The organism is Stenotrophomonas sp. 610A2 (genome assembly GCF_030549615.1).
GTDB classification, from domain to species: Bacteria; Pseudomonadota; Gammaproteobacteria; order Xanthomonadales; family Xanthomonadaceae; genus Stenotrophomonas; species Stenotrophomonas pigmentata.
The window spans coordinates 2048924-2075014 of the sequence record NZ_CP130832.1; the positions used below are offsets into that span (position 1 = coordinate 2048924).

Here is a 26091-nt window from a genome sequence, read left to right on the forward strand (position 1 = left end):
GGCGCTGGCCGGAATCAGGGACAATAGCCGCCCCCGTGTTCACCGCCATACCCCATGACTGTCCTCGCCGACGCCTCCCCGCAGACCTCCCGCATCCTTGATGGCCGCCGTATCGCCGAGGAACTGCTCGACGATTTGAAGGTGCGCGTCGACGCCCGTCTGGCCGCTGGCGGGACCCGCCCCGGCCTGGCAGTGGTACTGGTGGGCGGCGACCCGGCGTCCTCGGTGTACGTGCGCAACAAGCGCCGCGCGGCCGAGAAGGTCGGCATCGAAGCGTTCGACTACGACCTGCCGGAAGGCACCAGTGAGGCGCAGTTGCTGGAGCTGATCGACCAGCTCAATGCCGATCCCAAGATCCACGGCATCCTGATCCAGCTGCCGCTGCCGGGCATTCCCGATGCCAATCGCCTGATCCAGCGCATCGACCCGCGCAAGGACGTGGATGGTTTCCACCCGCAGAACGTGGGTCATCTGGTGCTGCGCGAGTTCGGCCTGCGTCCGTGCACGCCGCGTGGCATCACCACGCTGCTTGGCCACACCGACCAGCCGGTACGCGGCCGCAATGCCACCATCGTCGGCGTCAGCAATCACGTCGGCCGGCCGATGGGCCTGGAATTGCTGATTGCCGGTTGCACGGTGACCAGCTGCCACAAGTTCACCCCCAAGGACGTGCTGGAACAGGCCGTGCGCAGCGCCGATATCCTGGTCGTGGCGGTGGGTATTCCGCAGCTGATCCCGGGTGAATGGGTAAAGCCGGGCGCGGTGGTGATCGATGTAGGCATCAACCGTCTGGAAGATGGCCGGCTGGTTGGCGATGTCGGCTTTGAGGCAGCAGCGCAGCGGGCAAGCTGGATCACGCCGGTGCCGGGTGGTGTTGGTCCGATGACGGTGGCCACGCTGATGCAGAACACGATCGAGGCGGCCGAGGCCAGCGCTGAAGGTTTGTCGTTCTAAGGCTCGGTAGTGCCGAGCCATGCTCGGCAGAGGCTTTCCCGGTAATGCCCTTGCCGAGCATGGCTCGGCACTACACCTGAATGCCTCCTCGCCAGCGCGACACTGCGTCGCGCTGGCCCCCTGACATCGGCGGGCAAATAAGGGTAAAATGTCGCGCTTCCCCATATCTACCGGGCACGCCGATGCTGCGCATCCAGGCTGAAGCACTAACGTACGATGACGTTTCTCTCGTCCCCGCTCACTCCATCGTTCTGCCTAAGGACGTTGACCTCGGCACGCGGCTGACGCGCGACCTGCGGTTGAAGTTGCCGATTGTCTCGGCCGCCATGGATACCGTCACTGAGGCTCGCCTGGCCATCGCCATGGCCCAGATCGGCGGCATTGGCATCCTGCACAAGAACCTGACCGTCGAGCAGCAAGCTGCCGAAGTGGCCAAGGTCAAGAAGTTCGAATCCGGCGTCATCCGCGACCCGATCACCGTTGGTCCGGAAACCACGATCCGTGATGTGCTGGCCCTGACCCAGGCGCACAACATCTCCGGCGTGCCGGTGGTGGGCAGCGACGGCCAGCTGGCCGGCATTGTCACCCACCGTGACATGCGCTTTGAAACCGAGCTGGACGATCCGGTCCGCCACATCATGACCAAGAAGGATCGCCTGGTCACGGTCAAGGAAGGCGCGGCCTCGGACGAAGTGCTGTCGCTGCTGCACAAGAACCGCATCGAAAAAGTACTGGTGGTCAACGACGCGTTCGAACTGCGCGGCCTGATCACGGTCAAGGACATCCAGAAGAAGAGCGACAACCCGAACGCTGCCAAGGACGCCGCAACGCGCCTGCTGGTTGGTGCTGCGGTCGGCGTTGGTGGCGACACCGATCGCCGCGTCGAAGCGCTGGTTGCTGCCGGCGTGGACGTGCTGGTGGTCGACACCGCGCACGGCCATTCGCAGGGCGTGCTGGACCGCGTGCGCTGGGTGAAGAAGAACTTCCCGAACGTGCAGGTCATCGGCGGCAACATCTGCACCGGTGATGCGGCGCTGGCCCTGTTCGACAGCGGCGCCGATGCGGTCAAGGTGGGTATTGGCCCGGGCTCGATCTGCACCACGCGCGTTGTCGCGGGTGTCGGTGTGCCGCAGGTCACCGCGATCGACCTGGTTGCCGAAGCGCTGCAGGATCGCATCCCGCTGATCGCCGACGGTGGCATCCGTTACTCCGGCGACATCGGCAAGGCTCTGGCCGCTGGTGCGTCGACCGTGATGATCGGTGGCTTGCTCGCAGGTACCGAGGAATCGCCGGGCGAAACCGAACTGTTCCAGGGCCGCTCCTACAAGAGCTACCGTGGCATGGGTTCGCTGGCTGCGATGGAGAAGGGTTCCAAGGACCGTTACTTCCAGGACGCTGCCACCGCCGACAAGCTGGTGCCGGAAGGCATCGAAGGCCGCGTGCCGTATCGCGGCCCGGTTGGCGGCATCATCCATCAGCTCATCGGTGGCCTGCGCGCGACCATGGGTTATGTGGGCTGCGCCACCATCGAAGAAATGCGCACCAAGCCGAACTTCGTCAAGATCAGCGGTGCCGGCCAACGTGAGAGCCACGTCCACGACGTGCAGATCACCAAAGAGCCGCCGAACTACCGCGCTTGATGCGGTAAGCAGAAGAGGAACGTGGACCTGGTCCCGTTCCTCTTTCTCTATCCGCCATTCGTTTTGCATCGACTCCCGTTTTCATTGATCACTTGCCGGGCTTTATGACCAACATCCATAACGACAAGATCCTCATCCTCGATTTCGGCGCACAGTACACGCAGCTGATCGCGCGCCGCATCCGCGAGTTCGGTGTGTACTGCGAAATCTGGGCATGGGACCACGATCCGGCCGAGATCGCCGCCTTTGGTGCCAAGGGCATCATCCTGTCCGGCGGCCCGGAAACCACCACGCTGCCCGGCGCGCCGGCTGCGCCGCAGGAAGTGTTCGACAGCGGCTTGCCGCTGCTGGGCATCTGCTACGGCCTGCAGACCATGGCCAAGCAGTTGGGCGGCGGCACCGAAGCCGCTGACCAGCGCGAGTTCGGCCATGCCGAAGTGAAGCTGCTCGGCAACGACGGACTGCTGGGCGGCCTGTCCGACCACAACGGCGAGCCGCGCCTGGACGTGTGGATGAGCCATGGCGACCACGTCACCCACGTGCCGCCGGGCTTCGCCATCACTGCCGTGACCGACCGCATCCCGGTGGCCGCCATGGCCAACGAAGACAAGCGTTGGTACGGCGTGCAGTTCCATCCGGAAGTGACCCATACCAAACAGGGCTCGGCACTCCTGAAGCGTTTCGTCACCGAGATCTGCGGCTGCGCCACGCTGTGGACCGCGGCCAATATCATCGACGACCAGATCGCCCGCGTGCGCGAGCAGGTTGGCAGCGATGAAGTGATCCTGGGCCTGTCCGGCGGTGTGGATTCCTCCGTGGTCGCAGCGTTGCTGCACAAGGCCATCGGCACCCAGCTGACCTGTGTGTTCGTCGACACCGGCCTGCTGCGCTTCCAGGAAGGCGACCAGGTCATGCAGATGATGGCCGAGAACATGGGCGTCAAGGTCGTGCGCGTGAATGCCGCCGACCGTTACTTCAAGGCACTGGAAGGCGTCAGCGATCCGGAAGCCAAGCGCAAGATCATCGGCAACCTGTTCGTCGAGATCTTCGATGAAGAATCGAACAAGTTGAGCAATGCCAAGTGGCTGGCGCAGGGCACGATCTATCCGGACGTGATCGAGTCGGCCGGCAGCAAGACCGGCAAGGCACACGTCATCAAGAGCCACCACAACGTCGGCGGCTTGCCGGAAGACATGAAGCTCAAGCTGGTGGAACCGCTGCGCGAGCTGTTCAAGGACGAAGTGCGTCGCCTCGGCGTCGAACTCGGCCTGCCGCGCGCGATGGTCTACCGCCATCCGTTCCCGGGTCCGGGCCTGGGCGTGCGCATCCTCGGCGAAGTGAAGCGCGAATACGCAGAACTGCTGGGCAAGGCCGATGCGATCTTCATCGAAGAACTGCGTGCCGCCGATCTGTACGCCAAGACCAGCCAGGCCTTCGCCGTGTTCCTGCCAGTGAAGTCGGTAGGCGTGGTTGGCGATGCACGTGCCTATGAGTGGGTGATCGCACTGCGCGCAGTGGAGACCATCGATTTCATGACCGCACATTGGGCGCACCTGCCGTACGACTTCCTCGGCCGCGTCTCCAACCGCATCATCAATGAGCTGCGTGGCGTCTCGCGCGTGGTCTACGACATCTCCGGCAAGCCGCCGGCGACGATCGAGTGGGAATGATTGGGCGTCCGGCACTGACCGGCACCATGTAGCAAGAAACACCCAGAAGCCCGTGTAATAGCGGGCTTTCGGCTTTTTGGGTCTGGCAAATTCCGGCAGCTTTGTGCATCGTCAAGCACCGTGTTTGTGTGGCATGGTACGGGGCATTGACTGAGCCCAATGCCCTGCTCAGTGTTCGATACCATGTCGCCCCTATAGGGACTAGCATGGTATCAAATATCATCAACAGTCCGTTTTTATTGGGTTTCCTTGCGGTTTTTGGTGCGTTTCTGAGCATGGTATTTTCTTGAATGGAATTCGCGAGCCCCATGCTGACCGATACCAAGCTGCGTAATCTCAAACCGAAAGAAAAACTCTACAAGGTGAACGACCGCGATGGACTTTATGTGGCCGTCACGACTGCGGGGTCGATCTCGTTTCGCTACAACTACTCCATCAACGGCCGACAGGAGACGATCACGTTTGGTCGCTATGGCGTAGGTGGTATCACGCTTGCAGAAGCGCGAGAGCGGCTTGGTGAGGCCAAAAAAGATGGTTGCGGCTGGCAGGTCACCTGCCAAGGAGAAAACCCGCGACAAGGCTTGTAGCAAGGGCGCAGAGACCTTTGATGCCTGGGCAGAGAAATGGCTACGCGGGTACCAGATGGCCCACTCGACCCGTGACATGCGCCGCTCTGTTTACGAGCGTGAGCTGAAACCGAAGCTCGGCAATCAAAAGCTGGTAGAAATCAATCACGAGGACCTGCGAGCGCTGACGGATGCAATCGTGGAACGAGGTGCCCCAGCAACGGCGGTGCACTCCCGTGAAATCGTGATGCAGGTCTTCCGATGAGCGATTGAGCGTGGCCAGAAGGTCGAGAACCCGACCGATCTCGTACGGCCTGCGAGCATTGCTAAATTCGAGCCGCGCGACCGCGCTTTTGGCCCTGACGAAATCGCGTTGATGTACCAATGACGGCCTCCCAAATCTTGAGCCGCCCTACGGTAGAGAAATCGGCGTGTTTGGGGCTGTCCGAAATGTCTCGGCGAACTGCGCTGGCGCGGCATTTCCCAGAGACGAATGCGGACGGAAATGATTGTAGTCGGTTCTCCAGTTTTCAATCTTCCGGCGAGCGTCGTCCAGGGACAGGAACCAGTGCACGTTCAGACATTCGTCGCGAAATGAACCGTTGAAAGATTCGACGAAGGCGTTATCGGTCGGCTTGCCAGGGCGCGAAAAGTCGATGGTAACGCCGTGATCGTAAGCCCATTTGTCCAGCACGATACTGATGAATTCAGGCCCATTATCCGCCTGAACCCGACGCGGTGAACCGCGTTCCTGCCGCAGGTGTTCCAGCGTTTCGACAACATCTTCGCCGCGCAGGCTCTGCCCCATGACAATGGCCAGACACTCGCGGCTGAAGTTGTTGACTACGGTTAACGAGCGGAAACGGCGTCCAACGAAGAGCGCATCGCTAACGAAATCCATGCTCCAGCTCTGGTTGGGTGCGGTGAGTAGCGGCCGATCCAAGCGGTCCGCAGCGGCCCTGCGTCGCCGCGGTCGCTTTGAGCGCAGATTCAGCCCTGCCAGCTTGTACAGCCGATGCACGCGTTTGCGATTGATCGGCCAGCCTTCACGGCGCAGCAGGATGTGGATGCGCTGGTAGCCGTAACGCACCCGCGTCTGGGCTATCTCCTCGATGCGCCGCGTCAATGGCGCATCCAGAATCTTGCGCACCGGTTTGTACGCCAGCCCGGAACGGGCTTGGCGCATCACGCCGCATGCCCGCCGCTGGCTGATTCCGTAAGCACGCTGCAGAAAGCCGATGAGCGTATGTCGCTGCACCGGCCTCAGAGCTTTTTTTGAATGACGTCCTGAAGCATCACTTTGTCCAGGCACAGATCCGCGACCAGTTGTTTGAGCTTGCGGTTTTCCTCCTCGAGCTGCCGCAGCCGGCGCAGCTCGGACACGCCCAGGCCGCCGTACTTCTTCTTCCAGTTGTAGAACGTGGCCTCGGAAATGCCCATCTTCCGGCACGTCTCGCCGACTGATGTACCGCCCTCGGCCTGGCGCAGGGCAAACGCAATCTGCTCTTCGGTGAACTTCGACTTCTTCATGGCAAAACCACCTCTTTGCTTGGGGTTAGTTTCGCCGAATTTCTCTACTTTTGAATGGCTCAAAAAGCTGGGAGGTGGTCAGTGAGTTGGCGGAGTGATTTCGCCGTTGCTTTTCCTTTGGTGTCCGTCGTTGTTCGCTCCCCAAATGTACCGAGCGACATAACGGTTGAATTGGGAGTAGCTAATGGTCAGCTTGGCTTCCAGCTCTGCGAAAACCTCCTTGTTACGGTGCCCCTTCTGCAGTAGGTCACGGATTGCGTCACGGTGAGCCAGGAACGCGACCCGGCCGACGGTTTTGCTTCGGTCATACGCCATATAAATCCCGCCTAATCAGGAAGTGCGCCGCCATGCGTCGACGTGCGCTTTGATGCAATTCTATGCGCTGATACGCGTACAACTAAAGTAAAAAATGCGCCGCTATGCGTTTTGGTGCGTCGACATGCGTCGAATGGGCATTTGTGCCAGACAGCCGTAAGAGCTGAAATTCGGCGCGTTGAAACGCGTGAAGCTAGACGGCAAGATATGTGTTGTAGGCCTACGCTACTTCGTAGCTAGGTCCTCCACCACCTTGCCTTACGCGCCTGCGGCTCGACGGAAACTTACTCTGCGAGGCTTACAGGTGCTGCCGCGATCAGGTTAAGAAGCCGCTCCAAATACGGGCGCCTTTATCGACAATTGGGAGTGACTTGGATGAAGAGCGATGCACCAAAAGAAGGGGGGGGGGCGGCCTCGGCGTGAAGCCCCACCAGTCAAGGTTTGGGTGACCGACGCCCATAAATCTGAAGTGGCCAGGCGGGCCGCACGGGCTGGTTTGTCGATGTCCGCCTAGGGTTAAATCATAAAACCCGTTCGGTGCTTGACTTCATAGCTGTTGCGGAGCTTGCCAGAGTAAATGGTGACCTTGGGCGATTTGCAGGCTTATTGAAGTTGTGGCTCGCCGAGAAGCGTGGGCAAGGAGCACTAGCGTTTGATGTTGACGCCATGATGGGGGAGTTTCGCGAACTACAAGGAGAGGTGAGTGCGATTATGAGCAAGGTTGTATATGAGAGGAAATGAAAACGACTCTGAGGTCGTTTTCGGCATTTTCTTTGGTGCACTATTCGAAGTCGCTCGTCAGTATGGCCACCACATCACTTGCGATTTCAGCCTGCAAATTTTCAACACCCTATCAGGTTTGACACGAGCGAATGAACCACGGGACGCACGACTCAAAGACGTTGGGGCGAGATATATCATCTGGCGGGGCCGAGCGGCGCCCCATGGGTGACTCTCTCGCTAAAAAGCGGCGGACTTGAATGGGCCAGCTCTATTAATGTCCAACGAAATCCGACGGACCGGTGTTCTAACCTGGACTGCCCTCTCAAAGCTAAGGACTGAGCCGATCAATGACTCAAGGGCTGAGGATAGAAATTGATAGCAATGCATGCCCAGCGGAACGTACAGAATGAGGGTGTCCAAGGTACAATGCAGCCCTCCTCGCAGGAATGAGCACACTGCAATGTGGTGACCTCCTGAGACAACCTCAAACTGTGCGTTTTTCAACCAATTTGATATGCCGCTCATGGCTGAGCAGCTCCATCAATGACCACAGGCGCCATGGGGTAGCTCGATGTGCAAATTCACTCCCGTTCGCAACCTTCCTGAGCGCATCACAGGCACGAATCGTGGCCTTACACCCTGCACTTGAGGCAAACCTTTCACATTCAAGAGCTGCTCCATGAACAACAGCGAAATCGTCCAGAAGCTCTGGAACCTCTGCGACGTCCTACGCGACGACGGAATTAATTACAGCGACTACGTCACCGAACTGGTCCTATTGCTGTTTGTCAAGATGGAATATGAGCAAGTCCAAAATACCGCTAATTTTGACCATAAGCTCCCTGAAGGTGCACGCTGGCCAGACTTGTCGAGTAAATCGGGGGCTCACCTGCTAAGTCATTACAGGCAGATGTTGGTAGATTTGGGCCAAAACTGTGATCCTCTGATCGCCGCTATCTACTCAGATGCCAACACTCGACTCGAAGAACCCCGCCACCTAGAGCAGTTAATCAAGGGCTTAGACGGTATTGACTGGTTCAGCGCTCGCAAAGATGGTTTGGGTGACCTATATGAGGGCTTACTGGAGAAAAACGCTAGCGAAACCAAATCTGGCGCTGGTCAATATTTTACTCCGCGACCTTTGATAGACAGCATTATTAGGTGCATCAAACCTGAGCCCGGTGAGACCATACAAGATCCGGCTGCAGGAACCGCTGGTTTCCTGATAGCCGCCGATGCGTACATTAAGAATAGTACCCATAATCTCGCTGATCTAAATGCGAAAGGCCAAGCATTTCAACGCTCCCGCGCTTTTATCGGAGTAGAATTAGTTGCCGGTACGCGTCGTTTGGCGCTTATGAATACTTTACTTCACGGTATGGAAGGCGATATACAGGGTTTAGTTCGACTGGGTAGCACGCTAGGCCAAGTCGGTGCAAACTTGCCTAAAGTTGACGTAATACTTTCAAACCCACCCTTTGGCACGGCAAAAGGGGGCGGTGGTCCTACTCGAGAAGATCTTACTTTCAAAACCAGCAACAAACAGCTGGCTTTTTTACAGCACATTTATCTTGGTCTAAAGCCAGGTGGGCGCGCTGCCGTCGTGTTACCAGACAACGTACTTTTTGAGAGCGGTGTCGGGACTGAGGTGCGCCGGGAGCTGATGGATAGATGTAATTTACATACGATTCTGCGCTTGCCAACAGGGATTTTTTACGCTCATGGCGTCAAAACCAATGTCTTATTTTTCCAAAAAGGCCTAGAAGGTAATGTGCGGAAGCATAAGCGATGCACGCAACGTGTATGGGTTTATGACTTGCGCACTAACATGCCTAATTTTGGGAAACGTAGCCCTTTTGGCTCTGATTATCTAAAATCGTTTGAAGATGCTTATGGTAATGATCCCAATGGCGGAAGCCCACGGGCTGAAAATATTGAGGGACTAGGTGAATTTAGCCGATTCCGTGTGTTCACTCGGGCGGATATCGCTGCCCGAGGGGACTCACTAGACATTAGCTGGCTCAAAGGCTCAGAAACACAAGACGAATCCACACCAGAGGCGCTAGCGAATAAGGCCATGATGGAATTAACTCAGGCCCTGCGAGAGCTGGAGCAGCTGACGAAATACTTAGGGAGTGATCAGGTCAGCACGCAAAGTAGTATGTCAACGAAACTTACGGATTTAGATTCATCCGAGGTTAAAAAGGATGTCTGAGCTGCCACATGGATGGGTCGAAATTTCAATCGGTGAACTCGCAGAGGTCACCGCTGGTGGTACTCCTAGAGCTAATGATGCCGCGAACTTTGCGTATCCAGGTGCTGGTATATCCTGGATCACACCCGCAGACTTAAGTGGCTACAATTCTAAGTTTATTTCGACTGGCGCTCGGGACCTCACTCTAAGGGGCTACGAGTCATGCTCTGCAAAGCTTATCCCCGAGGGAAGTATATTATTCAGCAGCCGAGCGCCCATAGGCTATGTGGCGATAGCGGAAAATGAGTTGTGCACAAGCCAAGGCTTCAAAAATTTTACTTTCCCCGATGGAATTGATCCTAACTATGCTTTCTACTATCTAAAAAGCATAAAGGCTGTCGCGGAAGAGCTTGGAACAGGGACCACATTTAAAGAGATCTCTGCAGCCAAGGCGAAGATCTTACCATTCCGGTTAGCCCCAACTGAAGAACAGATTGTTATTGCAAAAAAACTTGACGAACTGACCGAGCAAAAAGAAAGAATTGAATCTCGAATAAAATCTATTCCTAAAACGATAGAAGAACTTCGGCAGTCAATCATTGCAGATGCTGTGTCGGGTCTTCTAACTGAGGATTGGCGCGCCAACAATCCGTTTATTGGGAGCGTTGCGAAGCAAGTGGAAGCAATTGAAGAAAAAAAACATGGGAAATTGAAGGTTCGAAACCGGGATTTTTCCTGCCAGCCTGAGGATTTATATGAGGTCCCAGAGAGTTGGGAGTGGATAGCGAACCACCGACTTGCCGAAGACTCTAGCACTGCTATCTGTGCTGGTCCGTTCGGTACAATATTTAAGGCAAAAGACTTTCGCCCCGAAGGAATTCCTATAATTTTCCTCCGACACGTGGGGGAGGGGATTTATAAAACAGAAAAGCCGAACTTCATGGATGAAGCGGTATGGAAGGAATTGCACCAGGACTATAGCGTACATGGTGGAGAGCTGCTGGTAACGAAACTTGGCGACCCTCCGGGCACGGCGTGTATATACCCCAAGGGAATTGGAGTCGCGATGGTAACGCCTGACGTAATCAAGATGAATGTAGATGAGCGCCTTGCGGTGCCAGCCTATCTTTCGTACTTCTTTAACTCAGAAAGGTGCAAGGAGCTAATTGGAAAAATGGCATTCGGAGCGACACGACTTAGAATCGACATTCCAATGTTCAAAGGTTTCCCAATTCCCTTGCCGCCTCTGAACGAACAAATCGAAATAGTCCAACGCGTTGAAAGCGCCCTTCGGATTGCAGATGGCATATCTTTAAAGGTAGGTGCCGCTCGCACCTACATTGAAGGGCTTAGCCAAAGTATCTTTGAGAAGGCATTTAATGGTGAGCTCACGGCAGGCTGGCGTGCCGATAACCCTGAATTAATCAGCGGAGAAAAATCTGTTAACGCCCTGCTTCAGAGTATTAAAAATAACCATGAAAACGCAGTGCAGTCACTAATCAAACGTAAAAACAAAATCCAGAAAGGCGCTGCGAGCCCTATGACTAAAGTTATTATCTCTGTGACCGAAGCGCTGGCCGCTGCTGACATCGCCTTGAACGGTCAGCAGCTGATGGAGGCCGCAGGCTATCCAAACGATTGCACAACAGAGCAATTGGAAATCTTCTTTCTTGATGTTCGTGCTGCTCTCGATCAGGGCGCCATTATTAAAATATCGCGAGATGAAGATCATCAGGATTGGTTTGCTCTGAATAATAAAGTCGAGGGCAAGCAATGAAAGTCGATAAACTTCACGTCCGGTCGCGCTTTAAGAACCTTGAAAACGTCACCATAGACTTTGACGAACACAACCTGATGACAGTGATCGTAGGAAGAAATGGTTCAGGAAAGTCCAACGTACTCGAAGCTCTGGTAGTAATTTTCCGAAATCTTGATCTTGGTGAAGGCCCTGCCTTTTCTTATAAATTGACATATCGGCTAGGTCAAAAGGACACGAAGAGTTGGCAAGAGATCACTATTGATGCCGACCCGGATCGTGGTGGACTGGCAAAACAATATGCAATTCATGCCAGGGACCTGAACGCCAAAGACTCGTTAAGTGAAATCGAGTTTGAAAAAAGCTGGAAGCAAATCTCGTTTTCTCAAGTTAAGCGGAGCAAAGACGGTAATGCACCGTATCTACCCAAGTACGTGTTTGCATACTATTCTGGCCCAAGCGATCGATTAGAAAGGTATTTTCGCAAGCACAGAAATGATTTTTATCGAAAACTTCTTCAAGACGAGCTTGACCTTAAAGGCGAGATTCGACCTCTGTTTTATGCGAAGCCTCACCATAGTCAGTTTGTATTACTTGCTTTTTTCTTATCCCCGCAAGATAGCATCGAAAAAGAGTTTTTACGTGAACACCTAGGAATAGAGGGGCTGGACAGTATTCATTTTGTAATGCGTCAGCCCGAATGGGCTAAGCAAAAAGGCGAACTATTTTGGGGCGCCCGCGGTGTAGTTCGTCGATTTCTGGATGACCTCATAGAATATAGTGTCGCGCCAATTAAAGTCACGAGACAAGAGAATTCCTCCCTCACGGGAAGCAATATTCGAAATGAGTTTTTTCATCTGTTTCTACCGAGTCTAAAGTCACTGCGTGAATTCGCAAAGGATTTGACTGCTGATGAGCTTTTTAAAATGCTGGAAAGCACTTTATTATCCGAAATAATCTCGGAAGTCAGCATTCGAGTTAAAGTATCCCGCAGCGACACCCCTCTCACCTTTAGAGAGTTAAGTGAGGGCGAGCAGCAGTTATTGACTGTTCTAGGGCTGGTAAAGTTTACTGGAGGCAAGGACTCCCTTTTTCTGCTAGATGAGCCTGATACTCACCTTAACCCTTCGTGGGCGGCAAAATACCTAAGTTTTCTGCGAAAATTTGTCCCTAATCATGAGACTAGCCACCTGTTAATGGTTACACACCACCCACTTGCGATTGCGGAACTTGAGAAGCAGCAAGTCCAGGTGATGTGGTCCGACGGTGAAGCCCAAGTACATGCTAGTGAGCCGGACGAGAGCCCTAGGGGAATGGGCATTAATCTAATCCTCCGCAGCGACATGTTTGGTCTCAAAACCACTTTAGATGATATAACCCAAAAAAAATTGGACTCGCGAAACAAATTGGCGTGCAAGGATACTCTTTCCGAGGACAAAGTTCAGCGCGAACCGGGGCATCCTCCTGAAACCGAACTTGAATACCTTTCGCGACTCAATCTGGAGCTTGCCGACTTAGGTTTCAATCTGTCCACCGACGATCCTGACTTTATGGACTACTTGAGAACCAAATACCAAGACAAGTCTAGCGAGGAGTAACCTAATGCGTTGGATTTGCAAAGCTGACATAGAGGAATGCCTAACGCAAGCATGGCGAGAATCAGCTGCTTCGGCTAGGCAAGAGCTTCTTGATGCAGCGGATTCAGCTGCTAGAAAAGTTATTTTGCGCAAGGTCGCTTCCTCGGATATATGGCGGTCATTCTACGAGTTATTACCCGAAAATCTAAAAAAGAAATGTTGGTATTGTGAATCAACCGACATTCGCGCTGATACTCCAGTAGATCATTTTCGACCGAAAAATAAGGTTGAGTCTGTCCTCGATCACTCAGGTTATTGGTGGCTGGCTTTCGAATGGACAAACTACAGATGCGCATGCACATTTTGTAATAGCAAGAGGGTGTTTGATGAAACGGTAGGCGGAAAAGCTTGTAAGTTTCCCTTGGTCAATCCTGAGCGACGAGCTTTTTCACCAACTGATATTCAAGAGCTCGACGATGAAATTCCTGATTTTCTTGATCCATTCAACCCTGACGATGAGAAGCTTCTATGGTTTGATAGGGACGGCAAGCCGGAGTCGAAACCGGAAGCAACGGAGGAAGAAGTTAGAAAAGTTTCAAACTCAATTGAGATGTTTCACCTTCATGAAACCCGAATAGTCAGAGCACGAAACAGAATTAGGATAAATATTGAAAGCGAAGTAAAAAAAATTAGAGAGGGACGAGAAGTCATACAGGCCAAGACAGCTTTGCGCAAAATGGTTCGCGACTCGGAAACTCTGTCTCGGGCTGCGGTAGTGTATTTAAGACAGCATCGTGATCTTGCAGAGGTAACAGAGATTTTGCGATTAGATTGATAACATCCCTATTACACTACACAGGTCCGATTACTAATCGTTACCCTTTATAGGTTCTGCACGAAAATAGTTGTCTCAAACGCCGCAACGCGCAGGCTAGTGTGACCATCGCCGAAAAGATTTTTGCCAGTTTCTCGAACTGCGTGCCGACACGGCGATGCTTCTTCAGCTAGTCAAACACGTGCTCGATGATGTGCCGCTCAGTATTTGGGGCGGCCGAACAGACTCGGAAGGCCTGGTTTTGGCTTACGTTTTATGCTGCGCAACGGGATCACTGGTTGCATCCGGTAGCGGTCGCACTAGCGCCGTAGGGCTTCGGCGTCGTAGCCATTGGCGAGCAATCATTTACAGGGCTTGCGCAGGCGGCTGCGCATAGCTGATGTCGCTAGCTTGCCCGCCGGATAGCAGGAATCGTAGCGGCACCCCGTTAGCATCGCACAGCAAGTGAATCTTGGTCGTCAGCCCTCCATGGCTGCGGCCGAGCGCGTGATATGGTGGCTCTTCAGGTCTCCTTTTTTCCCACCGCCGAGGAGGCTCGGGTTGCACGTACTGCGGTGGAATTAATCATCCAGGTGTCCAGCTCGATCAAACCTTGTTCGTTGAGCTTGACGTGGAGGCGTTTGAGCAGAAGATTGTAACCGTCTCGGTTTCGCCAATCACGAAAGCGTTAATAGACCGTTGACCACGGCCCGAAACGCTCCGACATGTTACGCCAGACCGCGCCTGAGCAGAGCCCCCAAAGGATGTCGTTCAGCATCAGTCGGTCTGCATCGCCCTGTACCGCGTCATCAAGAATGAGAATGGCACCAGATGAAAGATCGATCACACGACGATTCAATGGCCGAGCAGTTCCACGCCGATCCGGCCTATGCGGCGGAACTGATGACTAAAGTTCGCCATAACGGCGATTCAGCCGAGCTGGTCATACTATTGCGACAGATGGCTAAGGCGTTCGGGCATGCTGAGGGGGGGGCTTGCCGATGCAGAGCGCAATCTATCGTCTACATAATAGTATCTGGCACATTTCATGGTGTTTATGGTGTGACGTTTAATAGGTGATCGATATTGCTTTTATTTTTTCTATGGATGATATTTTATTGGTGCTGGTACTATTCGCAATTATCTGATTTTATCTTGAAAAAATTATAATAGATAACTATGTTTGTAATGTCGTCAATGGCGTTTTTCATGATGTGCACAGGGCATGCCATTAGAGAAGTACATCGATACCATGTTCGGGTGGAAAATTCCGACATGGTGCCGAGAAACGTTTTAAACTTCGACGGGCGCTTCATTAATATGGCGTGTGGTCTAGATTGGCAGGCCTACTGATTAATTCTCGGACTTCGGGATAAACTTACCGATGTATACGTAGGGTTCAAGATCGAACGCTCGCTTCAGCTCGAGGGCATCGTACTCAGTTATGTTCGGGCTTTCGGACAGCGCGGAGGTAACCATGGCAAGACGCCATGCTGGATTGCAGACCTTTCTCATACTCATTCCGAGTGATAAAGAATTGGGGGAGGGACTGGATGTGCCCTTGACCTCGACGTGCCGCACCGATTTACCTTTGGTAAAAACAAAGTCATAACCACACGTTAAATGCGTAACGCGTTCGTAGGCATATCATTTTATTTTGTAATGCTCAATGACGGCGCATTCCGCTGCTAACTCCACCTTTTTCCGATGTTCTGGTGTACCGAATCCTTTTAGAGGGTCAGCCGCGTCGAGTTCGGGATCAGGTAACGAGCCTTCGTTAGGGTTCTGGATAACAAATCGGGTCATCGCTTTCAGGCGACTCTTGAGAAGTTCCAGCACGCGCTTTTTGTTCTCGTTGGTGTCTACGCCAGGCCCTTCTAGGAAGGAATATTTGCCCTGCCTCACGGATGGATCCGAGAAAGGCATAATCCGGTACTCGGGCGGAATGAAGTATGCGGTCTTGCTAGAGATACAGTACGACCAGTCATAGGCCGGGTGCGTAGCATCCCCTCGTTTTTTGATAAAACTATCCGGGGGGTCGAGCCATTCACCATGCAGGGTGGCATTTTCGTACCATCCGACAACATGGACGCCGGTGTGTTTTGGATTTTTCGCGAGACAGATCACCGTCCAACCATTTGGATCATCGTTCGAAGGCGCATACTCGCTTGCTTGTGGCGGAACATAACAATAGTAGGTTCCATCAGGCCCAGGGCTAAAGTTGAACGCCTCATGGCCCCGTCCTTCGTTTTTTTGCCCTTGTTTTCGTTGAGCCACCCAAAATTACCGTCGACCGCCCCGCCGCGATAGTATTCTGACCAGCCAAACTTTACCCATAGATTTTTTTTCACAGACCATTCCCTTCTTCAGATTTATTCCTGTCTATCGAGCTTGATCAGCAAACCGCAGGCGACCGACGGCCATCGGTTGCGGGCGGGACGCTGTGCTGTTCATGCAGCAACACCGCGCCGCGCGCGGGTAGGCACGAAGCGCGGTACCTGCGAAGGTCGACTACGAGATGTCGACGGCGAGTACGCGAACCGAAATTCGTTTGTTAGGGAACCCATACTTCCCGGCCGGGTAGTTGGTACTGACCAAGCCGGTCGATACCAGCTTTAGATTCGCGCCCGAGGCAAACACAACCTCGTTCTCATGCCCGAGGTTCGTGCCTTTGCGCTTGTATGCGAAAACATTAGTTCTCGGGCTGGTCGCTCTTAGCACGAACAAATCAATACGGCCTGCGTCGTATCCCTTCCCCAGGTGGTCTGCGTTCCGCAGGGCGACCTGGGGGCAAAATGACGTAGATAGAGGGCGATCCGTGGTCAATCTGTCGTCGCCCGGCCACAGCCCTGCATGAAAAAGGCATTGGCCTTCACTGAGTACCTGTCCGATTGCTTCGATCTCTGCTGAGACCTGTGCAAAGTCGCAATATGGATACGACTTCTGATAACGCGACAGCTCATCAGGAGTTTTGGATGGCATAGCTTGCCGCCAATGCTTGAAGGCGACACTGTTATCCAGCGCTCCGTTGATGACGTTCCCGAGGCCGTTGTCGGCACCGACGCGACCTATGTAGGTGGCCGCTTCGTGAGCGTTCGCGACGGTCGCCTCCAGTCTGACCCTGATACTCCGGTGAGGATTGTCGGATGCCAGCATTTCCTCAAGGGTGGGGTGCCTCGTTTCCCATTTCTCGTAAGCAGGAAAAAACGTATCTACAAGAGGAAGGCTCATAATCAAAATCCTTTTTCAGTGGTGGTTCTGAAAGGCGACTCCAAATCTTCATTGATTAATGTCGGACGGGGATCTGCTCGATGGGGTATAGAGTGCCAGTATTCGTCCTCGTTATCACATAGAAGGAATCAGGCGCGTGGCTGGCCGACTGCTGATCGAGCCTTCTAGAGGCGTGGCGGTTCTCGGAGACTCAATGAGTAATGCGGGCACTGGGAGTGTGCGTGCTCTCCGCTAAAGGCTCCTGGTGTGATGGTATTCTTCATGGCATTTGCACGAGCGGTGTTGCTAATCGCTATGTTTATTGGATGTTTCTATACTAATTTATAATAGAGTGGGAGTGATGATGTGCCTGGCACGGCGCGGTAGCAACTGGCGCTAGCAAATCAAACGCCCGTGTAGCGCGTAATGCTGTTCAATGAGCACCCCGGAATCCGATGCCAGACCTCTGGCATCGGATTTTTCTTTTGTGGGAGCGGCGTAAGCCGCGAAACGCGCAACATGAGATGACACGGGTGCCCGGAGAGCTCGAACAGCCTCAGTTTCGTGGCATACGCTGCTCCCACATGGCGGCGCTTTGCCTGAGGACAGCTGCATTGAGCGCGATACGGGAGTTGCGTCACCCTGGACAAGTCTGATCCGGCACTCGACCCTTCACTGCATTGGCGCGAGCATGGCAAGTGATATGCCCTTCGGTATCCGCTGCCAGGCGGACGCTGATTCGATCCTTCAGCAAGGCGCGCTCCCCGGCGGTCTTTGCCGCGAGGGTCGAGCCGACGTTGGGCGCACCGAGCGCCGTGGACCAGAAATCCTCGAAATCGGCGAAGGTACGGGACACGTCGATTTCCCGGGTTTCAATCGCCTCCAGGCCCGCGTCGCTCCACAACTGCCGCAACACTTCGATCCGCGAAGCTTCAGGACTGGGCGGCGACGGAACGGTATGGCCAAGCCCACGCATCTCCGCCAGCAACATCTCATAGGGGAATCCGCCGCCCGGCATGTCCCAGGCGTATGCGGCGACGGTACCACCTGGACGCACCACCCGAGCCATTTCAGCGATTCCGTGGGCAGGATCGGGGACAAAGAAGATCACCAGCGGCATCACCGCTACATCGAACGTCGCTTCCGGGTAAGGCAGGGCCATTGCATCGGCTTGTTCAAACACTGCGCGCTGCAGCCCTGCCTGGGCGCGCGCATAAGCCAGCTGTTGCGGTGACGGATCTACACCATGCGCTGCAGATGGCGCGCCACGCTCGATGATCATCGTGGTGAAAGCGCCGTTGCCACAACCCACATCCAGCCACTGCTGGGCAGGTGCTGGATCAAGCCAGTCGAGAAATACTTCGCCCGCCAGCTGGCTCCAGACGCCCATGTAGCGCTCGTAGGTGGCGCCGTCGTGGAAGCGGATTTCATTGGTTTTCATATCAAGCCTCGCAAAGCTCGATCAGGGTTGCGGAGAGATAGAGCCCCAGTCCGAACACCGTATGCGTTGCCAGGCTGCGCAGGCAGTTCTTCAGCGGCATCGGCGTCTTCGATGCCATGAAGCCCGCCCCCATTGCTGGCTGCAGAACGAACAGCGGCGCGACGACGGTTGCCATCCCAACCGCCAAGGCAGGCAGCAGGGTGGGGGTGTGAAACCAGGGCCAGCCTGCAACAACCGCCAATAGCCCTGCGAACGCAATGCCTATCGCGTAGTGGATGGCCCAGCCAAGCGGCCGCTCGGCCGCGATGGCCTTGGCCTGGCCGATGTTGGTGTGCATCAACCTGCCTTTGGCCAGGTGTCCGGTCCAGCGTCCGAGCAGCGCGTAGTCGAGCGTGGCGACGCCCATTCGCTTGAGGGCCTGCGTCCAAACATCCATTACCGCAGTCGCTCCAATTCCAACCAGGGCTACCTGCGCCCAATCCATCCACGTCATGTCCACTCCTTTGCACCGGCTTTTGCCAGGCGAGGCCGGTATGCTAGAAGTTGAAGTCAACTTCAAGTCAAGAGCCTGCGATGGATATCTCCGAAGTGGCCAAACGCACTGGGCTGGCGTCTTCCACGCTGCGCTTCTACGAAAACAAAGGTTTGATCTCGGCGCACCGTGGGGCGGGCGGGCGGCGACACTTTACGGCGGACGTGTTGGACCAATTGGGTTTGATCGCCTTGGGGCAGGCCGGTGGGCTGTCATTGGATGAAATCCGGACAATGCTCTCGCCACAGGGAGCGCCGCGCGTGGACAGGGCACTGTTGTTGGCCAAGGCGGAAGAGATCGACGCCACGATCAAGCGCTTGCGGGCCATGAGCGAAGGACTGCGCCATGCAGCCGCTTGTCCTGCAGACAATCACGTGGCGTGTCCGACCTTCCAGCGCCTGCTCAAGGCAGCCGCCGCCGGCCGCTTGAAACAGAACGGCGCCACGGTGAAAGCAATCAGCCTGGCGCCTTAGCGTGGCGGGCCAGCCACTCGACGCTCTGCAGGGGGGGGCGACACTCTCCTGTCCGCGCTAGCGAAATGTCACATCGACCGTGACGGTGGCGGAGAATGGCCCAAGTTTTGCGCCTTCGCCGATCCATATCAGCGAGGCCAGGAAGTCGTAGTGCAATAAGGTGTTGTTGGCGACACCAAGAGTCAGGCTCTTCTTGAGCGGGATCAGGTGCCCTGGTGTATCGGCCTGCGATATCCCGATGCCATAGCCGCCGTTGAGCGTTGGCACGATGATGGCGCCATCGTTGACGGTGCTGAGGGTGCTGAACGAGGCAACCAAGGTGCGAGCGCTGCACTGATTGCCTGCGGTCGGATGACTCATGTCGACCTGGATCTGGAAAGGAACCTGTGCCTGGGTCTTTCCCAGGTTGATGTCGGCAACAGGTATGCGACCGAAATCGACGGCGCTCCCGCCATTTCCAATAACGCTTATCGTGGGGTTGCAGGCGACGAACTTTATTTTTCCGAGGCCAGAAACGGAAGCGCGGAAGTTGGAGTTGGGTGTGGTGTTCAAGCCGCCTTCGCCGTCGACCTGGAAAAGGTCGTAAATGCCGCTGTTATCGATGTGGCCGCTCGGTGGTGGCGGGCTTCCGGTCGCCTTGATGTAGATCGAGAACGTCACAAACAACATCCGCGATGTTGCGCACTGCTTCGCCCTGGAGTTGTTCCAGTACATCCGGCAGTTCTGGCGGTTTGCGGGGGGCGATGTTCCCTGCCCAACAAACAGTCTCGGGTTGCCGCCGTTTATCCTGTGGTCGATGTTCTTGATGGTGACGCCTATTTCTATTGAAGGGTGGATCCGCGCGACGGTCATGTCAGGGTCCCAATAAAAATAGGCGTCTTCGCCTTGTGGCGCACCTTGTGCGTCCACACAGCGGAAGTTCACCGTGAATTCTTCAGAGCGCCACAGCAGCCTGCCGCGCACGGCATCGCCCTTTGAAATGGTGATCTCATCCTGCAGCGAAATGACCTGGTTGATGGATTCGGTCACCGCGTTCTTGCAGGACAACGCCCAGGCTGCATTTGGCAGTGCCAGCAGCAACACCAGTGCTGCCAGGAAGCGTATAAAAGTCATGGTTTTCATCAATGTCACTGGGAGTTGGTGGGTGCAAGGCAGTGCAGTTCGATATGGCGATAACCGGGAGAACCGGGTCCTTCGCTGGTCAATTTGGCCTGCTCGAGGTGGAGATCGCAGCGTTGGTCCGGCGTTGCACCCCAGCGCACGGACAACACTTCACCGGGATGCACGCCGCTGACGAAGATCTCCCCGTGTGGTCCGGCGATGCCGCGGCTCAGTCCGTCGCTGCCAAAAACACCCGCACCGAGCGGCACCAGCAAGTCGCCCACACGGATGGGATGAACCATCAAGCTGAGGCCGCGGCGGGTTTCGAACTCGACGCGTGCCAATGCGCCGCGTGTAGGTACGACAGTGCTGGATATGCGGCTGGCATCGATGTCGGCGCCGAGATCATTGGTGCGCAAGGCGATGCGGTTGCTGCGATAGGCGCTGACGCCGCTGACGAGACCGTATCCGTTGCGGTCCAGCTTTATACCGGCCTGATTCTCGATGCCGATACCTGCACCGTCGCGTGCGTGTACCAGCACGTTGGTCCGTTGCAGTGACTGCGCCAAGGTCAGTCCACCGTGATGCAACACCCAGCCGCCACGCAAACCCCAGTTGATCTGCGAGTAATTGCGCGCCTGGGTGGCGCCGAGCGTGGCGATGCCGGTACGGCCCAGATAGCGCAGATTGGCCGAGCCACTGTTGCCGGCGTCGGTTCGGCCAAGGTTGAGGTTGTAGCCCAGGCTGTCGCCATCAAGCAGCGCACCGTTGATGCCGGTCTGATAGCTGGCACCGGAGTGGCTTGAGTGATTGTAGGAGGCCGTGGCACTGCTGCGCCTTGTGCCTGCGCGATCCAGTGGCACCGAAAGACTGAAGCCAAGTGAGCGGTCGGTGCGCTCGTGGCGTCGTCGTCCTTGGCGGAAGAAGAGCCCGTAGTTGACTGCGCCGACGTGGCCGTTCAACCCCAGTTGGATATCCTGCTCACGCTCGTTGGCACCCCAGTAGTTTTGGCTGGTGTAACTGGCATTGAGTGCGTAGCCGTCGGTTATGCGCTGGTTCAAGGCCAACTCCAGCCTGTTGCGCTTGTTGTTGAAGCGCTCGCTGCGAATGAAGTGCTCCTGTGGTTCCGCCCACGGTGATTCGCTCGCTGGCGCAGTGCTGTCGCTATAGCTGGCTTCGTAGTAGCCGTGGCGCCATTGCGCGCGCTCTGCTGAGGCATCGCTGAAATCGTAATAGCCCGAGGTTGAATAGCGGTGGCCTATCAGGCGGAACTCGGTACCGGAGGTATTGAGCGATTTTGAGTAGAGGAAGCGATAGCTTTCGCCGCTGCTCACGTTGCCTTGTGCCAGGTGCGTCCGAGCATGGGTGACGTCGATGGATGCGGAGCCGAATCGGCCCAGGTTCTGTGCGGCGCCGATGGCAACTGCGCTGTAGTTTTCGGACAGCAGCAGGCCACCATAGGGAGTGGTATCTGTTGCCGTACCGCGTGCAGCAGTCGCTTGCAGGAAGCGCGGCTCATACCCTTCATGGCCGTTGCGCAGTTCGCCGGCACTCAACTCATAGTGCAGCAGACCAGGACGCAACATGGTTTCGACAGCAGAAAAGGGCTGCTTGTAGCGTTGTACAGCGCCATCGGCCTGGATGATGGACACCTCCAGCTCGCCACTCATTCGATAGGGAACGATATCCGCTATCTCGAACGGGCCCGGCGCCACGTTCAGTGCATAGATCAGGCTCCCGTCCTGGCGAACCTCCACGCGTGCACCGCTGGCGGCCACGCCACGTACAACCGGCGCATAGTTGCGCTGGCTGAAGGGCAGCATCTCGTCATCGTTGGCGAGCTGTGCACCGCGGAACTGCACGCTGTCAAAGGCACCGTAGGCGGTGTAGGTATCACCCAGGGTGATTCTGCTGCGCAGGGAACCAAAGTCGGTTTCTGCGCGAAAGGCTTGTGTCTTCCAGCGCGTCCCTTGGCCATTGCCTGCGCGGTTTGCGTTGGTGGAGTGGCGGAAGCGCCACATGCCGGCATTGAGCGTGCTGTTGATCGATGCAAACAGGTAATTGTCCCGACCCAGGGTCTGGTGTTGGTTGTGCGTGCCATTGACCGCGTAGTCGACCAGCAGTGCGTTGATACCCTGGTCTCGCAGTGCGCGCGGAATATAGCCGCGTGGCAGATTGACCAGACTGGCCTGTGGGACCCTGAGATCAAGGCGCTGCTGGTTGCCGTTGTAGCTGACGCTCGCGCCCGGCACCATCTGCGCCAATGGCACGCAGTGGGGCGCGTCGCCGCCATTCGGAGCGTTGTCTGGAATCGTGTCCCGCAGGCGGACGCCCCAATGGTGCAGGTGATCGCTCAGCAGGCATGGCTCGGCTTGCCCGGACCCGGTCATCAGAAAGTCGATGTCCTCGCGCGCCACTTCATCGCCATTGAGAAAGACCGCGAACGGGTACCTGCCGGGGAGAATGGCTCCCGGGCTGGAAAGGGCCGCTATGTCCCGTTGGTTGGCGTTGCCGCGCAGGAAATCCAGGTTGAAGCTTGGTGTCGCCACTACACTGCCGATGCCCAGTGCATTGAAGGCGAGAGCAAGCGGCGCCAAACGAGGGACGAGCTTGTCCCTCCGCATCGTTACACGGATTCTGCAGGGCATAGGAAGATCGCTGGGTGGGTTGGGGGGCGGCTTACTGCGCCAACGGCACGTTGTTCACGTCGGTGCTGCCACCGTAGTCATTGATGTAGCCAAAGCTGAGCGTGCCGTTGTCGAGCGCGAGCGCAGGCAAGGGCAGCGACAAGGTTTGGCCAGGTGCAATCATGTCCAGGTCGATCTCGCTCCCAGCTCCTGCGGTGGCCAGCCCCTGAAGATGGGAGAACGTGACGTGCAATGGACTGCTGTTGGACACTTCAAGCTGGTTACCACTAATACGCCAGCGCAGTCGACGTGCCGCTTGATCCAATGTGGTGTTCAGCCCGGCGGGTCGATAGAACAGCTTGATGCGGGTGCGGATGGCAAACTGCAGCACATTATTGGTCTCAGCGCTGGGCGGAATTTCCTGTACGTTTATCCAAAGCAGGGATTCCCGCTCTGGGGGCAAGCCGCTGCCGGCATAGATGGTGCGCACTACCGCTTGTTCGCCCGCTGCCAATTGCATCAATGGTGGGGTGATTACCATCGGCAGGCCGGTGCCGGGCGTTGCGTCGTCACCTGCGTCCAGCCAGGTCTGAACCATGTAGGGCAGCGTGCTCTTGTTGGACAGAACTACCGCAGCTGAGGCGGCTGTTGCGTCATGGATGACGCGTGTTGCCTGCACCTGGATAGCCGCGTGAGCGGTATCAAGGCAGAACACGGTGAGCAGTACGACGAGCGCGGCATGCAGCCACGGGTTCGCACAGACGCGGGATTGAACTGCGTGCATGGAAATCATTGGGCTTGCTGTCGGTGGTGTGCGTTGGTTGGCGCTGGTATTGCGGTCCGCGGGGCTATCCAAAGGCAGGGGGTGATAGCCCCGCGGAAACCATCAGCGGTACTCGATGGAGAAGGTCGAAGTAGCGTCGGCTACGCCTGCGCCAACGGCCTTTTCAAAGGACTTGTAACGCGCCTTCAGGTTGACGGTTGCCTTGCCGGTGGAGGCAATCGTTACCAGGGCCGGATCGACCAGCTCCTGGTTGATCGGGAACACGTTGTCGCTGTTGTCGAGGATCTCGATGCCAACGCCGGTTGCCTGGCTTACCGACAACAGTTCTGGATGGCCGATTGGCGTGGTGCCGTCGAAGCGCAGCGTGTAGGTGCCTGCTTCGCAGTTCTCCATGTTGATGTTGAAGCTCTTCGATGCGGAGACGTCACCGACTTCCTTGAACAGGGTGGTCGGGAAGGTGCCGATGGTGACGGTCTGGTCGATGCTCGCAGTGCTCACATTGCAGGTGGACTGCACGATTTCACCCTTGAAAGTGACCGAGCCGCTTGCGGCGTTGGCAGCAGGTGCGAAGAACGAAGAAAGTGCCAGGGTCAGCGCGCTGATCTTGAGAGCAGTGTGGGTTGAGAGGTGCATCTTGTTTCCTTTTTAATGTTTATTTCGACGCCTGTTTTCCAGGGTTTCGCGCAGGCGTCGTGGGTGGCGCGAAACAACAGAAAGACAAAGCCTTGCTGCGCTCAGTGCGAACCGAGGACAGCGTTGCGGGTATTTCGTTGTGCTGGAGTTGCGTTGTGAAAGGGCACGTTGCAGAAGCGCAGCAGCACGCTGTCCTGCATGCAGGGACCGTCAGGTGAAAGAGAAAAGGAGTTTTCAGTGCAACGCCGCGCTGTGTGCCCGAATCTTGTTTGCTTGGCTCGGCAGGAGGACTTCGTTGGAGCCGGCAAGGTTATGTTGATTCGGGGAGTTCGGCTGTAGGTGCATCCCCGATGGCGGGCGGAGATAAGCGATGGATGTTTCCCTGTTGTTACAGGCGCTGCATTGGACAGTATCGATTGCTATCAACGCAGGTTCGTAGGAATTGCATGGCGGGCCAGTACGCCGCATTGGGGCTGGTGGCAGCGGCCATGATTTGTTGCCGTGCCGTGGCCAGCTTTGTCATCTTCTGATGTGCAAGCGCCTGGGCTCCAGGCACAAACAACATCGCCGATTTCTGCGTCTACCTCGCGGCAAGCGCGGGGATGCGTCTGCGGCATCAAGCGGGATTTGCTGGTGAACGGGTCTGATCGTGTTGTTCTGCAACCAGTTGCAACCACGCCTGCGCGGCAACCGACAGGTAACCGCCGCGGCGCCAGGCAATCACCATTTTCCAGTCGAGCTCCGGTTCGTGCAGCGGTATGACAACCACGTCCGGCCTTGGTCGTGCGGCGGCGATCATGCGCGGCAGCAAGGCCACGCCGAGGCCTGCAGCGACCAAGGCAACGATGAAGTCCGGCTGCCCGCTACGGGTGACCTCACGCGGGCTGAAGCCACGTGCCTGGCAGGCGCGGATGATGTGCCGGTTCAGCAGGAAGCCTTTCTCGAACAACACAAACGGTACCTCAGCCAGATCCTGCAGTTGCAGGCTGGCAGCGTTCGCCAGTGCGTGATCGCGGGGCAGCAGGGCGACCAGTGGTTCAATGCGCACGGCTTGCCATTGCAGGTCATCGGCAACGGGTAGGAGACTGGCTGCCAATTCGATCTCGCCAGCGCGCAGACTTTCTTCCAGCGCTTCGCTGCCGCGCTCCAGCACATGCAGTTCGATCTGCGGGTGGAGCTTGCGGAAGTGCGCGAATACCGGCGCAAACAGGATGTCGCTGCCCAGCGAGGCCAAGCCAAGGCGCAGTTCACCGCGCTCCAGATCACGCAGTTCTTCGAGCTCGCGCAGCATGTCCTGGCGTTCGCCGAGCAGGGCCAGGGCGCGGCGATGAACAATCTCGCCAGCGGGCGTCAGTCGAACGCCGTGGCGGGAGCGTTCCAGCAATACCTCGCCGAGCTCATCCTCGAGCTGGCGAATGGCCTTGCTTACCGTTGGCTGGGTGGCGAATACCGCTTCGGCGGCGGCCGAAAAGCCGTCGTTGCGGACGACTTCCACAAACATTCGCAGTTGCTTGATGTCCATTCCGAAATGGAATCCATTGAATGCAATGA

19 protein-coding genes and 2 pseudogenes are annotated in these 26091 nt (G+C 56.2%); 9 read left to right on the plus strand and 12 right to left on the minus strand.

Translation table 11 applies throughout. The annotated features are described in order from the left end of the window. Positions 1–54: 54 nt before the first annotated feature. The 4 genes and pseudogenes from folD to Q5Z11_RS09395 form a co-directional block, all read left to right on the plus strand. Positions 55–954: a bifunctional methylenetetrahydrofolate dehydrogenase/methenyltetrahydrofolate cyclohydrolase FolD gene (gene folD, locus Q5Z11_RS09380; protein WP_303749730.1), complete on the plus strand. Its 900-nt coding sequence runs from the start codon at positions 55–57 to the stop codon at positions 952–954. A 182-nt stretch (positions 955–1136) separates the two neighbouring features. Next, positions 1137–2594 carry an IMP dehydrogenase gene (guaB, locus tag Q5Z11_RS09385; RefSeq protein WP_303749731.1) on the plus strand — a complete coding sequence of 486 codons (1458 nt, stop codon included), beginning with the start codon at positions 1137–1139 and terminating at the stop codon, positions 2592–2594. Between the two features lie 104 nt (positions 2595–2698). Further along, positions 2699–4264 (plus strand): glutamine-hydrolyzing GMP synthase, encoded by a 1566-nt coding sequence (gene guaA, locus Q5Z11_RS09390; protein ID WP_303749732.1) that lies wholly within the window; start codon positions 2699–2701, stop codon positions 4262–4264. Between the two features lie 308 nt (positions 4265–4572). Continuing rightward, positions 4573–5301: pseudogene (locus Q5Z11_RS09395) on the plus strand (tyrosine-type recombinase/integrase); the annotation flags it as partial. Here Q5Z11_RS09395 and Q5Z11_RS09400 read toward each other — a convergent pair. Continuing rightward, positions 5243–6360, minus strand: a protein-coding gene (locus tag Q5Z11_RS09400; protein ID WP_405051670.1) for an IS3 family transposase whose coding sequence is annotated in 2 segments (ribosomal slippage) — positions 5243–6108 and positions 6108–6360 — 1119 coding nt in all. Because the reading frame shifts where the segments join, the coding sequence is not laid out codon by codon here. The pseudogene Q5Z11_RS09395 and the gene Q5Z11_RS09400 sit on opposite strands and share 59 nt — an antisense overlap. A gap of 78 nt (positions 6361–6438) precedes the next feature. Further along, positions 6439–6675: a TraK family protein gene (locus Q5Z11_RS20740; RefSeq protein ID WP_405051671.1), complete on the minus strand. Its 237-nt coding sequence runs from the start codon at positions 6673–6675 to the stop codon at positions 6439–6441. 1402 nt (positions 6676–8077) lie between these two features. On the opposite strand from Q5Z11_RS20740, the gene Q5Z11_RS09405 reads away from it, so the two are divergent. From Q5Z11_RS09405 to Q5Z11_RS09420, 4 genes are read left to right on the plus strand one after another with little or no spacing between them, the layout of a single operon-like run. Beyond that, positions 8078–9613 carry a class I SAM-dependent DNA methyltransferase gene (locus Q5Z11_RS09405; protein WP_303749734.1) on the plus strand — a complete coding sequence of 512 codons (1536 nt, stop codon included), beginning with the start codon at positions 8078–8080 and terminating at the stop codon, positions 9611–9613. Then, positions 9606–11369, plus strand: a complete 1764-nt coding sequence (locus Q5Z11_RS09410; protein ID WP_303749735.1) for a restriction endonuclease subunit S — start codon at positions 9606–9608, stop codon at positions 11367–11369. Before Q5Z11_RS09405 ends, Q5Z11_RS09410 begins: the two co-directional genes overlap by 8 nt. Further along, positions 11366–12946: an AAA family ATPase gene (locus Q5Z11_RS09415; protein ID WP_303749736.1), complete on the plus strand. Its 1581-nt coding sequence runs from the start codon at positions 11366–11368 to the stop codon at positions 12944–12946. Before Q5Z11_RS09410 ends, Q5Z11_RS09415 begins: the two co-directional genes overlap by 4 nt. A gap of 4 nt (positions 12947–12950) precedes the next feature. Next, positions 12951–13760 (plus strand): HNH endonuclease family protein, encoded by an 810-nt coding sequence (locus Q5Z11_RS09420; RefSeq protein ID WP_303749737.1) that lies wholly within the window; start codon positions 12951–12953, stop codon positions 13758–13760. 40 nt (positions 13761–13800) lie between these two features. Here the strand turns inward: Q5Z11_RS09420 and Q5Z11_RS09425 are convergent. The 5 genes and pseudogenes from Q5Z11_RS09425 to Q5Z11_RS09450 all read right to left on the minus strand — a co-directional run. Further along, positions 13801–14526 (minus strand): annotated as a pseudogene (locus Q5Z11_RS09425) (IS5 family transposase); the annotation flags it as partial. A gap of 860 nt (positions 14527–15386) precedes the next feature. Continuing rightward, the gene (locus tag Q5Z11_RS09435; protein WP_303749739.1) at positions 15387–16016 is read right to left on the minus strand and encodes a hypothetical protein; all 630 of its coding nucleotides are present in this window, start codon (positions 16014–16016) and stop codon (positions 15387–15389) included. A 234-nt stretch (positions 16017–16250) separates the two neighbouring features. After that, on the minus strand, positions 16251–16970 hold the full coding sequence (locus tag Q5Z11_RS09440) for a hypothetical protein (RefSeq protein WP_303749740.1): 720 nt from the start codon (positions 16968–16970) through the stop codon (positions 16251–16253). A gap of 616 nt (positions 16971–17586) precedes the next feature. Next, positions 17587–18390 (minus strand): class I SAM-dependent methyltransferase, encoded by an 804-nt coding sequence (locus tag Q5Z11_RS09445; RefSeq protein ID WP_303749741.1) that lies wholly within the window; start codon positions 18388–18390, stop codon positions 17587–17589. A 1-nt stretch (position 18391) separates the two neighbouring features. Then, positions 18392–18874 carry a DUF2938 domain-containing protein gene (locus Q5Z11_RS09450; RefSeq protein ID WP_303749742.1) on the minus strand — a complete coding sequence of 161 codons (483 nt, stop codon included), beginning with the start codon at positions 18872–18874 and terminating at the stop codon, positions 18392–18394. A gap of 89 nt (positions 18875–18963) precedes the next feature. On the opposite strand from Q5Z11_RS09450, the gene Q5Z11_RS09455 reads away from it, so the two are divergent. After that, the gene (locus tag Q5Z11_RS09455) at positions 18964–19395 is read left to right on the plus strand and encodes a helix-turn-helix domain-containing protein (protein WP_303749743.1); all 432 of its coding nucleotides are present in this window, start codon (positions 18964–18966) and stop codon (positions 19393–19395) included. A 57-nt stretch (positions 19396–19452) separates the two neighbouring features. On the opposite strand, the gene Q5Z11_RS09460 is transcribed toward Q5Z11_RS09455, so the two are convergent. From Q5Z11_RS09460 to Q5Z11_RS09480, 5 genes are all read right to left on the minus strand, one after another. Next, the gene (locus Q5Z11_RS09460; RefSeq protein ID WP_303749744.1) at positions 19453–20517 is read right to left on the minus strand and encodes a fimbrial protein; all 1065 of its coding nucleotides are present in this window, start codon (positions 20515–20517) and stop codon (positions 19453–19455) included. A 5-nt stretch (positions 20518–20522) separates the two neighbouring features. Beyond that, a complete protein-coding gene (locus Q5Z11_RS09465) occupies positions 20523–23093 on the minus strand; it encodes a fimbria/pilus outer membrane usher protein (RefSeq protein WP_303749745.1) in 2571 nt (856 codons plus the stop codon). Between the two features lie 82 nt (positions 23094–23175). Continuing rightward, positions 23176–23916 carry a fimbrial biogenesis chaperone gene (locus Q5Z11_RS09470; RefSeq protein ID WP_303749746.1) on the minus strand — a complete coding sequence of 247 codons (741 nt, stop codon included), beginning with the start codon at positions 23914–23916 and terminating at the stop codon, positions 23176–23178. A 93-nt stretch (positions 23917–24009) separates the two neighbouring features. Further along, positions 24010–24540 (minus strand): fimbrial protein, encoded by a 531-nt coding sequence (locus tag Q5Z11_RS09475; RefSeq protein ID WP_303749747.1) that lies wholly within the window; start codon positions 24538–24540, stop codon positions 24010–24012. 616 nt (positions 24541–25156) lie between these two features. Continuing rightward, a complete protein-coding gene (locus Q5Z11_RS09480; protein ID WP_303749748.1) occupies positions 25157–26062 on the minus strand; it encodes a LysR family transcriptional regulator in 906 nt (301 codons plus the stop codon). Between the last annotated feature and the right edge of the window lie 29 nt (positions 26063–26091).

Coding starts and splice junctions, on each gene's coding strand:
- folD (WP_303749730.1), top strand. CDS start 55: ATGACTGTCCTCGCCGACGCCTCCCCGCAGACCTCCCGCATCCTTGAT.
- guaB (WP_303749731.1), top strand. CDS start 1,137: ATGCTGCGCATCCAGGCTGAAGCACTAACGTACGATGACGTTTCTCTC.
- guaA (WP_303749732.1), top strand. CDS start 2,699: ATGACCAACATCCATAACGACAAGATCCTCATCCTCGATTTCGGCGCA.
- Q5Z11_RS20740 (WP_405051671.1), bottom strand. CDS start 6,675: ATGGCGTATGACCGAAGCAAAACCGTCGGCCGGGTCGCGTTCCTGGCT.
- Q5Z11_RS09405 (WP_303749734.1), top strand. CDS start 8,078: ATGAACAACAGCGAAATCGTCCAGAAGCTCTGGAACCTCTGCGACGTC.
- Q5Z11_RS09410 (WP_303749735.1), top strand. CDS start 9,606: ATGTCTGAGCTGCCACATGGATGGGTCGAAATTTCAATCGGTGAACTC.
- Q5Z11_RS09415 (WP_303749736.1), top strand. CDS start 11,366: ATGAAAGTCGATAAACTTCACGTCCGGTCGCGCTTTAAGAACCTTGAA.
- Q5Z11_RS09420 (WP_303749737.1), top strand. CDS start 12,951: ATGCGTTGGATTTGCAAAGCTGACATAGAGGAATGCCTAACGCAAGCA.
- Q5Z11_RS09440 (WP_303749740.1), bottom strand. CDS start 16,970: ATGAGCCTTCCTCTTGTAGATACGTTTTTTCCTGCTTACGAGAAATGG.
- Q5Z11_RS09445 (WP_303749741.1), bottom strand. CDS start 18,390: ATGAAAACCAATGAAATCCGCTTCCACGACGGCGCCACCTACGAGCGC.
- Q5Z11_RS09450 (WP_303749742.1), bottom strand. CDS start 18,874: ATGGATTGGGCGCAGGTAGCCCTGGTTGGAATTGGAGCGACTGCGGTA.
- Q5Z11_RS09455 (WP_303749743.1), top strand. CDS start 18,964: ATGGATATCTCCGAAGTGGCCAAACGCACTGGGCTGGCGTCTTCCACG.
- Q5Z11_RS09460 (WP_303749744.1), bottom strand. CDS start 20,517: ATGAAAACCATGACTTTTATACGCTTCCTGGCAGCACTGGTGTTGCTG.
- Q5Z11_RS09470 (WP_303749746.1), bottom strand. CDS start 23,916: ATGATTTCCATGCACGCAGTTCAATCCCGCGTCTGTGCGAACCCGTGG.
- Q5Z11_RS09475 (WP_303749747.1), bottom strand. CDS start 24,540: ATGCACCTCTCAACCCACACTGCTCTCAAGATCAGCGCGCTGACCCTG.
- Q5Z11_RS09480 (WP_303749748.1), bottom strand. CDS start 26,062: ATGGACATCAAGCAACTGCGAATGTTTGTGGAAGTCGTCCGCAACGAC.